General features: G+C 57.8%; 11 protein-coding genes. 5 read left to right on the forward strand and 6 right to left on the reverse strand.

The annotated features are described in order from the left end of the window. Positions 1-58 precede the first annotated feature (58 nt). Together HHJ06_RS02910 and HHJ06_RS11900 are read left to right on the forward strand one after the other, a co-directional pair. Positions 59-3,433: a DUF3472 domain-containing protein gene (locus HHJ06_RS02910; protein WP_215427431.1), complete on the forward strand. Its 3,375-nt coding sequence runs from the start codon at positions 59-61 to the stop codon at positions 3,431-3,433. A gap of 401 nt (positions 3,434-3,834) precedes the next feature. Beyond that, complete coding sequence (locus tag HHJ06_RS11900; RefSeq protein ID WP_215427433.1) at positions 3,835-6,264, forward strand: autotransporter outer membrane beta-barrel domain-containing protein; 2,430 nt, start codon at positions 3,835-3,837, stop codon at positions 6,262-6,264. Positions 6,265-6,342: 78 nt separating this feature from the next. On the opposite strand, the gene HHJ06_RS02920 is transcribed toward HHJ06_RS11900, so the two are convergent. Together HHJ06_RS02920 and HHJ06_RS02925 are read right to left on the reverse strand one after the other, a co-directional pair. Next, positions 6,343-7,584 carry an LL-diaminopimelate aminotransferase gene (locus tag HHJ06_RS02920; protein WP_215427435.1) on the reverse strand — a complete coding sequence of 414 codons (1,242 nt, stop codon included), beginning with the start codon at positions 7,582-7,584 and terminating at the stop codon, positions 6,343-6,345. A 139-nt stretch (positions 7,585-7,723) separates the two neighbouring features. Beyond that, complete coding sequence (locus HHJ06_RS02925; RefSeq protein WP_215427437.1) at positions 7,724-8,419, reverse strand: DNA alkylation repair protein; 696 nt, start codon at positions 8,417-8,419, stop codon at positions 7,724-7,726. A gap of 184 nt (positions 8,420-8,603) precedes the next feature. Between HHJ06_RS02925 and HHJ06_RS02930 the strand changes: the two genes are divergently transcribed. The 3 genes from HHJ06_RS02930 (at position 8,604) to HHJ06_RS02940 (ending at position 11,036) form a co-directional block, all read left to right on the forward strand. Next, positions 8,604-9,260: a hypothetical protein gene (locus HHJ06_RS02930; RefSeq protein WP_215427438.1), complete on the forward strand. Its 657-nt coding sequence runs from the start codon at positions 8,604-8,606 to the stop codon at positions 9,258-9,260. Positions 9,261-9,358: 98 nt separating this feature from the next. Beyond that, positions 9,359-10,639 carry a phosphopyruvate hydratase gene (eno, locus tag HHJ06_RS02935; protein WP_343206590.1) on the forward strand — a complete coding sequence of 427 codons (1,281 nt, stop codon included), beginning with the start codon at positions 9,359-9,361 and terminating at the stop codon, positions 10,637-10,639. Between the two features lie 28 nt (positions 10,640-10,667). Beyond that, positions 10,668-11,036 (forward strand): septum formation initiator family protein, encoded by a 369-nt coding sequence (locus HHJ06_RS02940; protein WP_215427441.1) that lies wholly within the window; start codon positions 10,668-10,670, stop codon positions 11,034-11,036. A 111-nt stretch (positions 11,037-11,147) separates the two neighbouring features. Here HHJ06_RS02940 and HHJ06_RS02945 read toward each other — a convergent pair whose 3' ends face one another. From HHJ06_RS02945 to HHJ06_RS02960, 4 genes are all read right to left on the reverse strand, one after another. After that, complete coding sequence (locus tag HHJ06_RS02945) at positions 11,148-12,542, reverse strand: sulfatase-like hydrolase/transferase (protein ID WP_215427443.1); 1,395 nt, start codon at positions 12,540-12,542, stop codon at positions 11,148-11,150. Between the two features lie 167 nt (positions 12,543-12,709). Next, on the reverse strand, positions 12,710-13,372 hold the full coding sequence (locus HHJ06_RS02950; protein ID WP_215427445.1) for a hypothetical protein: 663 nt from the start codon (positions 13,370-13,372) through the stop codon (positions 12,710-12,712). 265 nt (positions 13,373-13,637) lie between these two features. Further along, positions 13,638-14,519, reverse strand: a complete 882-nt coding sequence (locus tag HHJ06_RS02955; protein WP_215427447.1) for a hypothetical protein — start codon at positions 14,517-14,519, stop codon at positions 13,638-13,640. Then, positions 14,506-15,513, reverse strand: a complete 1,008-nt coding sequence (locus tag HHJ06_RS02960) for a hypothetical protein (protein WP_215427449.1) — start codon at positions 15,511-15,513, stop codon at positions 14,506-14,508. The genes HHJ06_RS02955 and HHJ06_RS02960 overlap by 14 nt, the downstream gene beginning before the upstream one ends. Positions 15,514-15,559: the final 46 nt, after the last annotated feature.

Consider the following 15,559-nt stretch of genomic DNA (forward strand, 5'->3'; position numbering starts at 1 on the left):
TTTTATGATAAATGGAACGGTTCCACGTTTTTGCAAATTTCAACATCTCCCTGCCGTCATGACCAGACTTCTTCTTTCCCTGTGGCTCCTGTTAACGCTTCCCGTCTCCGCCAGCTGGTATGGTGACGAAGTGAAGCCCGGTTCCGACATCATCATGGTGGACCTGCTCTATCCCTATTGGCCGGAATCCACCTACTTCTCCTGCTGGAACCTGGACATGTTCCCCAAGGGCGGCTACTTTTATGCTGGGGTGGCGGCCAACGTCAACGACAACACGAACCTGGAGACCTACCGCCCGTCCACCGTGTGGTCTTTCTGGCCCGCCCCGGTCTACGAAGGGCGCCAGGTGCGCAACGTGTACGTGAACCCGCACGTCTACGCCCAGCAATACGTGGGTGAAGGAGCTTCCGGCAAGGCCGGCGGGCGCGACGTCCCGTGGATCAAGACCAAGCAGTGGTACACCATGCTCATGCGCACATGGGGCGCGGACGAAGCCAACAAGGAATGCTACGCCGGCTGGTGGATGAAGGACCAGGCCGGCAATCGGTGGCACCACATCGCCACCTTCCGCATTCCCTACGCGGCCACCGGGTTCAAGGGGAACGGCGGCTTTCTGGAGGACTTCGGGCACGGGGGCCGCAAGCAGCGGGAACTGTGGCGCGGCAAGGGCTTTTACCGGAACAGCGGCGCCTGGGAAAAATGTGATACCGTTTCCATTAACGTGCCCAAGGAAGGAGGCATGAAGTACAGCGGCTGGACGGTGCACCAAACGGAAAACGACTCCGTCCTGACCATGTCCTACACGGAAAACAGGCAGTTCCCCAGAAACCTGGAACCGGGCCGCAAGCACACCTTCAAGCTGAACCAGCCGGACAAGCCCGTGATGGACGCCATCACGGCGGAAGGCAAGGCGCGCCATGACGGGAGCCAGGTGATCGTGGACTGGACGCTGGCGGAAACCTCCTCCCCCCAGTTCGGTTACAAAATAGAAGTCTTTGACAACCCGCAATACTCCGGCGCCCCCGTCTACACGGTGGAGGAACAAATCCCGCACGTGCGCACCAAGTCCGTTGCTCTGCCCAGGGACATTCCCCAATGCTTCGTGAAGCTCACCATCACGGACATCTTTGACCAGCAGAAAACCCTGAAGCTTGCCCGCGCCGCAGCGGAAGCTCCTCTGAAAGGGCTGCCCGGCAAAAAAGACCTCTCCAGCGGCCTGGAATACAAATACCTGGAAAACAAGGACGGATGGTCCAAACTGGCGGAACTGGACTTCTCCAAACCGTTGAGGACCGGCGTCTCCCACGGATTTGACACGGCCCTGCGCGGAGCCAGGGAAGGACGCTTCGCCTTTGAATATGAAGGCTTCCTGGTCGTCCCCCAGACGGGAGCCTATACCTTCGCCCTCCAAACCTGCGACGGAAGCCGCCTGGACGTCGGCGGGAAAACCGTCATTGACAACGACGGGCTGCACAGCACGTCGGAAAAGCGCGCCTCCGTCTTCCTGGAAAAAGGCGTCACGCCCGTCAAGCTGACCTACTTCAAGAAAAAACCGGAACACGAATTCACCGTGGCGTGGGTGGGCTGGCAGTACGGCAACCGCCCCATGGAGGAAATACCGCTCGCCAGCCTCATGCGCCCCAAACGGGCGGACATTCCGGAAGCCAGGCTGGAAGTGGGCGGCAAGGGACCGGAACGCGTATTGAAAACAGCGGTCTCTTCCGGACGGGTGAACAAGGTGGAATACTATAACGGCGCCAAGCTGGTCGCCGCCGCGGACGCCGCCCCCTTCACCGCTCCCCTGATGCTCTTTGACGGAGAAAACAAACTATGGGCGCGCGTCTTCTATAACGGCTCCCGCACGGTGGACACCCCCGCGGTCTCCATCCATTCCCAAAGCCGCCTCTCCCCGGGCTGGGAAGCCATGCTGCGCGGGGAACCGGGGCTGCCCCACTCCATCAGCGGTACGGGAAACTCCTTCCGCTTCGTGGGAGAAGGGGAATACCTGGTCAACAGAAAGGTCAAGGGAGACTTCATGCTCACGGCCCATATCAGTTCCATCAGCGACAAGGCGCTGGACACCGGGGACGACTGCTGGGCGGGCATCATGGTGCGCAAGGACGCCGGGGACACCAACTACGATGATGAAATCGCCGTTTTCCGGACGGTGGGCCGCGGCCTCCGGTGCAGTGCGGACTTCAGCGACTACGGAACGGGCCGCCAGTCCACCTTCACCCTGAACAAGGACCACTCCTGGGTGCGCATCATGCGGCGCGGCAATGAATTCACCTGCTTCACCTCTCCGGACATGAAAAAATGGGAAATGGGCATGCAGCGCATCATCCCGATGAAGGAGGAGGCCATCGCCGGCATCACGTTCAGGACCATTCCGGGCAAGGGCAAGGGCATCTTCTCCGCCGCCATGGACGGAATCTCCATCAAACCCGTCAAACTCCAGCCGCACAAAATAACCGCCGCGATGCCTGCCGGAAAAATCATCGGCTACTCCCTGCTCTCCCCGGATCTGGCCGTGGTGCGCTACCGTTCCGGCGCGGACCTGCTGGAACGCAAAAACGGAACCTACGTTCGCAAGCCGTTCACGCTGCCCAAGGGCGTCAAAACCATCCGTTCCATGGCCCTTGCCGGGGATAAAATGTTCCTGCTGGCCCCCACCTCCCAGGGAGGAGCCCTGTTCAGCAGCAAGGACATGGGTAAAACGTGGACGGTAGCCAGCCCGGACGTCAAAGTGGACCCGTCCCCCCTCTCCTTCATCGCCGGGGAACTCATCTCCGTCAATCCCCGGAACCCTCGTGAAATCATCGTGGGCTCGGACCGCGCAGGGCTGTTCATGAGCACGGATGGCGGAGAAACCTGGACCAACGCGGGCCTGGTGGGGGAACCCGTTACCAACGTCGGTTTCCATACCACCGCGCAGGGCCGGATTGGAGCCGTGACGGCGGACCGCAAGACCAACACCAGCAAAGTCTTCATCTCCACCAACAACGGGAAGAAATGGACCCAGAAAAATGAAGTTCAGGGGGCGGGCTTCCTGAAGCTGGTTTACGACACCCGCGCCGCAGACCAGCTCTATGTCTTCTCCACCCAGGGCGTGTACACCTCCTTCAATGACTGCCGCACCATGAACCGCGTGCTACAAGGCCTGCCCGTCACGCAGCCCACGCTGGCGATCGACAGGCGCCGCCTGGACGATACTTTCATGCTCGCCGTCCCGCTGGACGGCAAGGGCGTGTATTCCAGCGAACGCAACGCCAGAAACTGGCAGAAGCGGTCGGACAAGGAAGACTGGGGAGCCGCCTTCAACCTGCTGATTGACACAGCCAACAACAAGCACATCACCCTGTACGCGGAAAAAGGCATCTATGAAAGCATGGATGAAGGGAAAACCTGGAAACAGGTTTTCCCCAGCCATTGATCCTAAAATATTCATACAACTTTTTCCAGAGCTCTCCGGATTATCAATCCGGAGTCAAGAGCGAATTCTAAGAGTCAGGAATTTGTGCGGAACAGCTACTGTATCATGAAGCATTCCCCCGCATTAACTTCCCCGGATTCGCCCCACACGTTCCGGGAGCGCCGCATGTCCATGCGGCGTCTGCACTAGATGTGTCCGTCAGGACGTACTGCCTTTCCGAGAATACAGTTCGCTGCCGCTCAGTTCCATATTCAGGTGCCACGACGCTCCTTGCAGAGGCAGGTATTTATGTGCTGTTTTAATGCATACCGGATTGATAATCCGCAATTATCATTAGGATGAAAACGATATTGCCATTTAAACCAGTAATATCCCGGCTCTTTTGCATCGCCGGCATTACAGTGGCCGGAAGTTTCCTGGCGGAAGGCGCAGGTGTGGAACTCACCTATCCCGGAGCCCCACTGGACGAAAACGGCCTCCTGTTCCCGCAGGACAGCCTATCGGACAACACGGTCTCCATCACGGGAGGCTCCATTCCCGGAAACGCCTATGGAGCCAAAACAACAGACGGAGACACTGTCCGTAACCGGATTTCCATGACCGGAGGTTCTGTCCTCCATCTTCTCGGAGCTTATTCCGCGACGGGAACCGTGGAATATAATTCCGTCATTCTTGGGGGCGGGACGGTCGCCCGCAACGTTTATGGCGGAGAAAGCGGCAGCGGAAACGCTCAATATAATTCCATCACAATGACGGGGGGAAGCGCTCAATGGGTGCAGGGGGCCTACAGTGATTCCGGCAATGTCACGGGGAACGAAGTCCTTATTTCCGGCGGTACGTTAAGCGGCGGCGTCAATGGAGGCCAAACAGCCGGCGGAGACGCTATCTCCAACAGCGTGCGGCTTGGCAATGCCACGGCAACTTGGCTCAACGGCGGCTATTCCTCTACAGGGAATGCCTCCGGCAACCGGGTAATCATCACCAGCGGCGGCGTCAACAACAATGCCTTCGGAGGTTTTGTGGAATCCGGCCGGGGGAACGCCTGCAACAACCTGTTCATCATGCATGGAGGAGAAGTGGGGCTCAACGGAGAAATACCCGGCGTAGGCCATGGAATCATGGGAGGGAGGGCCAGTGAAGGAAACGCCTCCGGCAACCGGGTAATCTTCCTCGGTGGCCATACAGGATTCATTGACGGGGGGACTTCCTCCAACGGAGGGGCCGCTTCCGGCAACCATGTTCTTATTCTGGGAGGGAACATTGACGGCTCCGTCACGGGTGGAATGAGTTTCCAGGGATCTTCCAGCGGCAATGTGGTGGAAATCCGGGGAGGCACGGTAGGGGGATATATCTACGGAGGCAGAGCGGACAAAGGAACGGCCAGCAACAATACCGTTATTCTGGAAGGCAACTTCAACCTTAACGGTGTTTTCGGCGGATGGGACGCCTATGCCTCCAGTCCAGGAGCCACGGCTATGGATGTAACAACGGGCAACATGCTCATTCTGGAAAACTTTCAGGGAAGCGCAACGAACGTGGGCAATTTTGAGCACTACGTTTTCCGCCTGTCGTCCTGGAACGAAAACGGCGCTCCCATGCTCACCATCTCCAACGGAACTTCTTCCACCGCTCCCTCGGCTACGGACCTTTCCGGCTCCACCATCCGGGTGGAAATCACCGGTGTTTCTCCGGGAAGCCCCGGCCCTGCTGTGGGAGACACCATTTCCCTCATCCGCAACAACATGGGGCTCATCACCAACGGCATGATCCTGAAAACCCCTTTCGTCTCCTTCAAACGCGGCATCGCCATGCTCTATGACGCCGCCGTCTCCGTGGGAAACACCAGCATTGACGCTACCGTCACTTCCAGCCGCCTGAATCCCCAGCTGAAATCCCTTTCCGAAGGCCGCGCCGCCGCCATGGCCCTGAACAACCAGGGCGGGGACCTCGCCGCCGGGCTGGGAATCAGCCGCGCCGCCATGGCCACCATGCGGGGGGGCTCCCCTTCCGGCATGGAAACATTCCTCGCCATGGAAGGCTCTCATTCCAACTACGCCACCGGCTCCCGTGTGGAACAGGACGGCTACGCCATTCTGGCAGGCGTTTCCGCCGGATTTTCCAAAAACCGTTCTGTAGTGCTGGGCGGTTTCATGGAAAGCGGCTGGGGCAGCTACACGGCCCACAACGCCTTTGCAGACGCCCCCTTTGTACGGGCTTCCGGGGACACCTCCTATTACGGCGGCGGCCTTCTGGCCCGCTGGGACCTCACGGATAACGGCCTCAGAGGAATCGCACTGGAGGCTTCCTTCCGCGCGGGACGGCTGGACTCGGACTACCGCAGCGGAGACCTAGTGGACGGGGCGGGCAATCCCTCCGCCTATAACCTTTCCTCTCCTTACTACGGCGGCCACGCTGGAGCGGCGTTGACAAGGGAGCTGGGCCGGAAAGTGAACATGGAGGCCTACGGGCGCTTCCTGTGGACGCGCCAGGACGGTGACCACGCCACGGTCTCCGGGGACCATATCCGGTTCCGGGACATGAACTCCAGTCGGCTCCAGGGCGGTGCGCGCTTCCACTACGAGATGACGCAAGCCATCCGCCCGTACGCGGGAGCGGCGTATGAATGGCAGTGCAATGGAACGGCCCGCGCCTCCGCCTACGGCCAGGACATCGCCGCGCCCACCTTGCGCGGCGGCACGGGCATGGCGGAACTGGGCGTGATCTTCCAGCCCGTAGCCGGCAAACCCATGTTCGTTGATCTTGGAGTGAAAGGATACGCGGGCAAACGCGAGGGGGTGAGCGGAAACCTCCAATTCCGGGCGGCTTTCTAATTCCCCGGACAGCCGTTCAAAACAACAGGCCGCGGCGTTCTGCCGCCGCGGCCTGTTTTCATTTACCGTGCCGCCTGCCTATCTGGCGAACAGGGAGTGAATGCGGCGGCAAACCTCATCCACGTTCTCCCGTGAATTGAACGCGGAAATGCGGAAAAACCCTTCCCCTCTGGAACCGAAGCCGGAACCGGGCGTAATGACCACATTCGCCTCATACAGCATCTTGTCAAACATCTGCCAGCTATCCAGGCCGTCCGGGCACTGCACCCAGACGTACGGGGCGTTTTCCCCGCCCCACACGCGCATTCCCGCCTGGCGGCAGGCATTCAGCAGCAGAGCGGCGTTCCCCAGGTAATGGCTGATCAGCACGGCAGTCTGCGCCATGCCTTCCAGAGTGAACAGGGCCGCGGCGCCCCGCTGGACGATGTAGGAAGCGCCGTTGAACTTCGTACTGGTGCGCCGGCTCCAGAGCTGGCTGATCAGCACCTTGTTCCCCCGTGAATCATGGCCGTGCAGGTCTTTGGGAATTACCACGTAGCCGCAGCGCACCCCCGTAAAGCCTCCCTGCTTGGAAAAGGAGCGGAACTCAATGGCGCAGTCGCGCGCGCCGGGAATCTCAAAAATGGACCTGGGAACGGCAGAATCCTGAATAAAGGCCTCATACGCGGAATCATACAGGATAATGGCATGGTTCGCCCGCGCATACTCCACCCACTTCAACAGTTCATTCCGGTTGGCGACGGCTCCGGTAGGATTGTTCGGGAAGCACAGGTAAATCAAATCCACGTGTTCATCCGGCAATTCCGGCACAAAATTATTCTCCGGCGTGCAGGGAAGGTACACCAGCCCTTCATAGGAGCCGTCCGCACCGGCCTCACCGGTATTGCCGGCCATCACATTGGTATCCACGTATACGGGATAAACCGGGTCCGGCACAGCAATCTTGTTCCCCGGGCCGAAAATGTCCAGAATGTTGCCCGTATCACACTTGGCGCCGTCGGACACGTAAATCTCATCCACCTCCACATGCACGCCATGGGCCTGGTAGGCTTTTTTGGCAATCGCCTCCCGCAGCCAGAAATACCCCTGTTCCGGCCCGTAGCCGTGAAAACGCTCATGGCAGGCCAGATCGTCCACCGCCTCATGCATGGCCTCAATGGCCGCCATGGGCAGAGGCTCCGTCACGTCTCCAATGCCGCAGCGGATCAGCCTTTTAGCCGCCTCCGGGTGGGACTCCATGAACGCATTCACGCGGCGCCCTATTTCCGGGAACAAATATCCCGCCTGCAGCTTGAGGAAGTTATCGTTAATATTAGGCATGGTTTTAATAGTAAGTGTACCCATTCCATACCTTGCACGGAACGGAATCAAGGCCCGGTTCCGGCATCCCCCGCCTCCCTGCGTCACAATCCCGCGCGGGCCTCTCCGCCTCCCCGCATGCGCAGGGAGGGCCCGCGGCCTATTTGCGCTTCATGCTCCGCATCAGTTCCTTGTCTTCCCGGCTCACCCGCAGGGATTCAATGATCTTCTGCAATGCCTTGTTGTAAGTGAAATCGGACAGGGAGGAATTACGCAAATATTCCAGCGTCAGCGCCGGGAACTTCACATAACAGACGGAAACCGCCCAGGCTACGGCCATGCCCACGTAGTAATCCTCATGCCGCACCCCGTCCAGCAGGGAAAGCACCCGCTCCACGTAATCCTCCGTAATGAAGTGGGCCAGCATCATCACCACGGCAAAGCGGACATCATACACACGGGTGGAATTCAAATACGGCTGAATGAACTCCCACACCAGGGACGGATGCTTTTTGCTGAACTTCAGCCCGGAGCAGAAGGTATCGCAAACGGCCCAGTTATCCATGCGGGGCACAAAGCGCGCGACGTGTTCCAGGCGTTCCTCCGGCTCCATGCGCGCCAGCGCTATCAGCATGCCGTCCAGCATCACTTCCTCCGCATACGGATCCCCGGCGGGGTTCTCCAGTAGCTCCCGCCAATTCCCCCTCAACTCCTCACGGGCAAGATTCCGGAGTACGGGCAGGCGGACGCCCAGCAGGCGGCTGACGCCGGGAATCAGGGCAGCGGAAAACTTCTGGAACTCCGGTTCCGCCAATGCCTCAATCTTTTCCCTCAGCTTCCGCCTGCGCTCAATCATGGGCGCCATCCTACATGGAGGCCATGTGCCGCACAAGGGGGAATTCCCGTGTGAGAGGCGGTGGAATCCATGCGGAATCCTCCTTCGGAAACGCTCTTCCTGCCCTTCCGGAGGCGCACCTAAAAAGAAATGGCGGCTTCCCGCCTTCTGTGGTAGCCTGCGGACAGGCAGCAAGCCGTCCCCTATGTCTTCCAGCCTTCAACAATTGAAATGCCCCGGATGCGGCACTCCGTTTTCCGCGGCGGATGTGGACAACCGCCGGGATACGGTCACCTGCGGAAGCTGCGGACTTTCCACCCCCTGGACGTCCCTGGTCCGGGAGCATGAATTCCATGATGTGCCTGCTGCCCCTTCCAGGCATCTGACGGTAACATCCGCCAAGGGAAAGGTCACACTCACCTACAGGCATTCCCTTTCCAAAATACTTCTTTATACGGGGCTGGCCGTGGTTTGGGGGCTGGTTACCCTGGTGCTCGTCCTCATCTCCTTCGGACCGGGGAAAACGGACTTCGCGCTGCCCGTCTTCACCACTTTCTTTGCCATCACGGAAGCCTTCATCATCTTTCTCTGCGTTGACATGATGCTGGGAAAAGCCGTTCTCCGGGTGGAACCGGGTAAAGCGTCCCTTTTCCGGGGCATAGGCCCGGTGGGGAGCACATGGACTTTTCTTCTTCCCGCGCAGGCCCCGATCATGATGGAGCGCAAGGGAGGGGAAAAAACGGACTACTGCCGCATCTCCGTGCCCCAGCCCACCGGAAGGCCGTTTTACTTTTCCGGCGGCATTTCAGACCCGGAGACTCTTGAATACATTGCCGCCGTTCTGCGTCAGTTCCGCGCCTGAAGCCGGAATTTTCACGGTCATGACATGTTTCCCTGGAACAGGCGGAGCCGTTCCATGGTCCAAAAAAGACAATAAAAAATCTTATGATCATGAACGAACTGGAAATCATCGACGTCCGCGGCCGTGAAATCATCGATTCACGGGGCAATCCCACCGTAGAAGTGGACGTGGCCCTGGCCGGCGGCGCCATCGGGCGCGCATCCGTCCCCAGCGGCGCCTCCACCGGGGAGCATGAAGCCTGGGAACTCCGGGACGGGGACGCCAAGCGTTACGGCGGCAAGGGCGTTCTCAAGGCCGTGGATAATATCAACAATATTATTGCTCCGGAAGTGTCCGGGCATGATGCCACCCTCCAGCCGTCCATTGACAAGATCATGATTGACCTGGACGGCACCCCCAACAAGTCCCGCCTGGGCGCCAACGCCATCCTGGGCGTCTCCCTGGCCGTGGCCAAAGCCGCCGCCATCCAGCTTAACCTCCCCCTCTTCAAATACCTGGGCGGCCCGAACGCCAAAGTGCTGCCCGTCCCGATGATGAACATCATCAACGGCGGCGCCCATTCGGATTCTCCCATTGACTTTCAGGAATTCATGATTATGCCCAAGGGCGCCCCCACCTTCCGGGAGGCCCTGCGCTACGGCGCGGAAGTCTTCCATGCGCTCAAGGACGTGCTGCACGACCGCGGCCTGTCCACCGCCGTGGGGGATGAAGGCGGCTTTGCCCCTTCCCTGAAATCCGCGGACGACGCCCTGGAATGCATCGCCCAGGCCGTGAAACGCGCAGGCTACACCCTGGGCACGGACATCTTCATTGCCTTGGACGTGGCTTCCTCCGAATTCTACGATCCTTCCCAGAACCTGTATGTCTTCAAGAAATCCGACGGCCGCGGTAGAACGGCGGCGGAACTGACGGCCTATTATCAGGAGCTCCAGAAAAAATATCCCATCATCTCCATTGAAGACGGCTGCGCGGAAAATGACTGGGAGGGCTGGGAACAGCTCACCAGGGCCATGGGGCACAATACCCAGCTGGTGGGGGATGACCTGTTCGTGACGAACGTGGAATTCCTGAACCAGGGCATTTCCCGCCATGTGGCGAACGCCGTTCTAGTGAAAGTCAACCAGATCGGCTCCCTGACGGAAACGCTGGATACGGTGGAACTGGCCAAGGACAACAAATACTCCGCCATCATCTCCCACCGTTCCGGAGAAACGGAAGACGCCACCATCGCGGACATTGCCGTGGCGACCAATGCCGGGCAGATCAAAACCGGCTCCCTGAGCCGCTCTGACCGCATGGCCAAATACAACCAGCTCCTTAGAATTGAAGAGGAACTGGGGGATGACGCAGTTTATGGTGGCAAAATCCACATTCTATGATCAAAAATATGTTGTTTAACTGCAAAGAATGCTCTGGAGACGCCGCTATTACCATCGTTTTACCTTGGCGGAACTTGAAATCCGCCGGGAGAAACGTGCCCTGATCGTCCAGAGGGCCCTGCGCCTCTTTGCCATCGTCCTGGCCCTGTGCCTCACCATGCTGCTTTCCCTGGTGTGTTTTAAGCCGTGGAAGGACCTGCGCTCCCTGGAGCATGAGCGTTCCTTCCTCCAGGCGCATCTGGAAAAATCCAGGAGGCAGATGGAACAGGCCAAGAATGAATTCATCTGGATTTCCCAGGACCCCCATTACTTTGAAATGATCGCGCGGGACAAGGGCAACCTGGCCCTTCCTGGTGAGCATATCCTCCGCATCGCGGAACCAAAGCGCCTTAAATAAGGCGCTTTTTTAATGGAAAAGCGGGACCATGAATACCATGATCCCGTACGGAGCGCGGGCCAGCGCCCTGCGCGTGCCCTGGACCGGGCGCGGGCAACCCCGACCCATGGCTCATTCAGGCTGCTTATCCGGCGTAGTCTTGTCATACTCCCGCATGAGCTTGGCGGACCAGCTGATGCTGTCCGGGAAGCGGCACGCGGGCGTAGTGGTCAGGTAGGTTCCCAGCTTTTTGGCGAGGGGATCCGCATCCTGATGCTTGGAAAAATATAAATCCTTCTGCTCCTGGGGATCATCCGTAACGCTGTAAAACTGCGGCGCGCGGTCCGCCACCAGCAGGTACTTCAAATCCCCGTCCAGCACAGCGGAGGTGTAATCCGTGCACCAGAAGAACGTGCGCGGGACGGAAGCCTTCTTATTGCCTACCAGCTCCAGAATATCCATGCCGTCCAGCTTCTTCGGAATCTGGTGGCCGTTTGCCTTCAGCAACGCGGGAAGCAGGTCCACCGTGGAAACGGGCTGCCTGCAAACGCTCCCTGCCGCCAGCCTCTTGTCCGCAGGATACCTGATGATGAACGGCACGCGCACCCCCCCTTCAAAATGCTGTCTCTTGGCTCCACGGAAAGGGGCGTTGCAGGAAGGAGCTTCCGGAGCGCCGCCGTTGTCCGACAGGAACACGACAATCGTGTCCCTTTCCAGGCCGTCCTTCTTCAAGGCGTCCAGAATGCGCCCCACGCCCTTGTCCATGGCATACACCATGGCGCAGTAAATCCTGCGGTCCCGGTTCTGCACGTTCTTGAATTTGGCAATATCCTCCGGCTTGGCCTGGTAGGGCCAGTGGGGGGCATTGTAGGAAACGAACATGAAAAACGGCTTTTTGTCCTTTCCGGCTTCCTGCAGGAACTCCACCGCCCGGTCCGTAATGTCGTCCGTCAGGTAGGTAATATCCTTCTTATCCGTGAAATTGGACTCAATGGCGGAGGGGCTCAGGCCTTCAGCCTCCTTCTTGACGGGGAAATAAGGCCGTGAACCCCCCAGGAACCCCCACCAGTGCGTGAAACCGCGTTCCGGCGGCGTGTACCCCTTCGTGTGGCCCAGATGCCACTTGCCGAACACGGCACTCCGGTAGCCGTAAGGCTTCAAATATTCCGGAATCAGCTTCTCCGTCTGGGGCAGTCCGTAATGGGACTCCGGAAGGTAATCCACCTTCACATTGGGATTCGTGGTAATGCCGTAGCGCTTCGGGAAACGGCCCGTCAGCAGTCCCATGCGGGAAGGTGAACACATCGGCGCCGTTACGTACGCCCGGGAACAGAACACGCCCTCCTTCGCCAGCCGGTCCAGGGAAGGAGTCTTGATCTGTTTGGACCCTGTGCAGCCCAGATCTCCGTACCCCAGGTCATCCGCCAGAATAACGATCATGTTCGGCGGCGTGGAAGGACGGCTCTGCGCCCCCGCCACCCCGCAAAGCAGGCCGAACAGAATCAACAACAAATGCGCTCTCTTCATAGTCTGCTAAATCTACACGGTTCTCCGTTCCTATCAATCAAAAAACCGTCCCGGCTTCTTCCGGAGAATCCCATGGCCCGCACATTTCAAATGCGGTCACGGCAGTCCCTGCCCCTCCCTTTTCTCCCGCCTTTCTTCAAAACCAGCGCCCTGCCGGAACTGCGGCCCTACCCCCTCATCTGCCGCAGAAGGGCCGCTACATACTGCTGGGCTTCCTTTTCCGCGATACCCGTGCCGAACTCGAACGGCTTGCCGTCCGGCTGATCCACCACAATCTTGTTCAGCACTTTATGATTCTGCTGCATGTTGCTCGCCTCAATGGAAACGCGGGCATCCTTCGCCAGAAGAAACTGCTGGCGGCGGCCCAGGCTCCCCACTCCGCGGAACAGCTCTCCCCTGCCCGGCGTCAGAGTCAGCGTCATGCGGCCGAACAGCACATAAACGGCGCCCAGCAACGTGCCGAATCCAACCAGGACGAAAGGAATCAGGAACAATTGCCCGAATAAACCCTCATGGGTCATTTTCCCCATCATCGCAAACAGGATGCTATACGTAATGGCATTCCATATCACGGAAAACAGCAAAAAGAAAAATCCGGCGCCCTTCGGCTTCTTATAAGTCACTTCCAGTCCCCGCGCCGTTTTTACCACGCTCATGCGCCGGGGAATAGAATCAAGGATTTCCTCATCCCGTTCCTCCTGCACAAGGTCTGAAAACCTGCTTATCTTATTGCAGGCGCGGCATAAAGCCATATCCGTGGCCATATTCACATCTTCCATCGCCAGCAGGGCGCCGCACTTCGGGCACTTCAATTCAACAGGGGTAGTCATGCCCGGAACTCTAACAAACTTTCATACCCTGCAAAGCATAAAAATCATCCTGTTACCATCTATTTCACCGCCACCCTTTCACCGGAATCGCCTCTTTCAAGGGGGATGAAACAACGCTGCCATTCGTCCGGAAAAAGAACAAGCCAACCTTTCCCATGAATGGCTTTTGCTTATACGGAAGGCGCTCCCCAGAGACAGCTATGCTCTTCACTCCATCAGCTCTCTTACCTTCAAAGGCTGCCCGCGGAGGGGGGCATATTGATATTCACGGTTTTGCCTTTTGTACATCCTTCGGCATTCCTTTGTATAAAAATTCCGTAGCCGGGGTCCGCCCCAATGTCCGGTTGATCAAGTCCGGAATTTCCTTGTCCGCGTACCCCGCCATCCGGAGGTAGTTCTTTACCGCCCCACTTTGTCCAGGAAACAGATTCACCAGCATTTCCACAAACTCCTCCATCCAGCAATCGGAAAGATAATGCTCCAGCCTTCTATTCCGGGTATCGTTTACTCCCAGCTTGTTGAGGAAGACATGGTACTGGGGGTTGACCAGACTGCCGATCTCCTTCTTCTTGAACTCTTCTTCCACGTACTTCCGGTTCAACGGAATAAACGACTTCTTCAGGGCCTCATGCTTCGCCTCCAAATCCGGATCATAATGGCTCCGGAACTGCGCATAGGTAGCAGCAGCGTACGTGGCCAGCAAGTCGGACAGCGTCTTGCCCCGCAGATGCAGGCGGCGCGCCATCGGCGCAGCGTCTCGGCTCATCACGTAGAGGAAGGACAGCATGTAATGTTTGATATCCTGGTCCTTATTGTCAAAAATGCTCTCCGGCGTGGCCTTATCGTAGTCCGCGGGATACAGGGGCGCGGAGGCAATGTCATGGAACAGCCAGAGCTGCAGCGCCAGCTCCTCCCTCGTGATCTGTTTATTGTCAACGGATTCACATCGGCCCAGCAGGGCGTGCGTCCCGGCATAAAACTCCCTCAGCTTCCCCTGCTTCAGCTTTTCCCGCAAGCCGGACAGCTCCGCAGGAGGAGATTTAAACGGGTCCATGCATGCCGGTGCAGGAATGGCATGCCCCAGCGCAGCCGCGCAGAACAACACGGCAACGCAGACAAACAGGTTCATCAGATTATTTCCAGACATATTCATAATTCATTTGGTGATTGTATAAATCATAGGAGATGGCGCGCCCGAATTTCCTGATGGCAATCTGGACTTCTTTAATCTCGCCATCTATTGCCTCAAATTTCATATATTCAACTTTGAATCTCTGCTCCACGGTCCCTACTTTGAAAATATCGTCGTTGGCAGACTCCTTGCCTCCATCTCCATCATGCACTTTCCAATCACAGGTCCAGAACCATTCCTGCGGCAGTTTAGCGCCCCATACTGTGTTATAATACGCCGCATAAGCCACCTGATCAATCAACGAATTATTTAGTTCAATGATCCTGGCGTCATCGCATCCATGACCCGTATGCGGTACGCCCAACTTTATTTCACCTTTCTGGGGATCGGGAGGCGGGTCCGGCATGACATAGGTCAACCCTCCATCGCGCTCAATTAGTTTGATGTTTTTAAAACTCACCTCCGTAGGCTCTACCGTCAGTTTGACATCCGCCGCCACAACAACGATATTGGGATCACTCGGAAGACTGGATTTAACGGGAACGGCTGCCGTCAGTTTGGTTGGCACAAGAATCTCAAAGGCAATGGTTTTTTCCAGGCCTTCACTTGTGGTGACGGTGACTTCCACCTCTCCCTTCTTTTGTATCCGCTTATTCACCGTCAATACCACCTTCGTCTTCCCTTCCGTTTTGTCAAAAAAAGAGGCCAATTCTTTCCCCTTGGTAACCTTCCACTGCAGTTGGGAAATATCCCCCTTGGGTTTTCCGGCCAAGGTCAACACTACATCTTCACCCATGCCCAGTTTTTTCCGCTCCTTATCCGTCTTTTCATCCACATCCTTCCCCTGTTCCCTGGCAATATAGAAATCGGCAGAACACAGCGTCGTTTCCGACTTGATTTCCAGCGCCTGTACCTCATCAGGCATATCTTCCACAGCTTGTGCAAAAACGCCAAACCAGTGGACCATCAACATCAGGGAAACCGAACGTATTTGAAACAGAGACAACATGGTAGAGGCATCTGGCAAGTTGTTGTCCTATCCAGGTAATTTATTT

The sequence above is a fragment of the Akkermansia muciniphila genome, assembly GCF_018709685.1.
Taxonomy (GTDB): domain Bacteria; phylum Verrucomicrobiota; class Verrucomicrobiia; order Verrucomicrobiales; family Akkermansiaceae; genus Akkermansia; species Akkermansia muciniphila_E.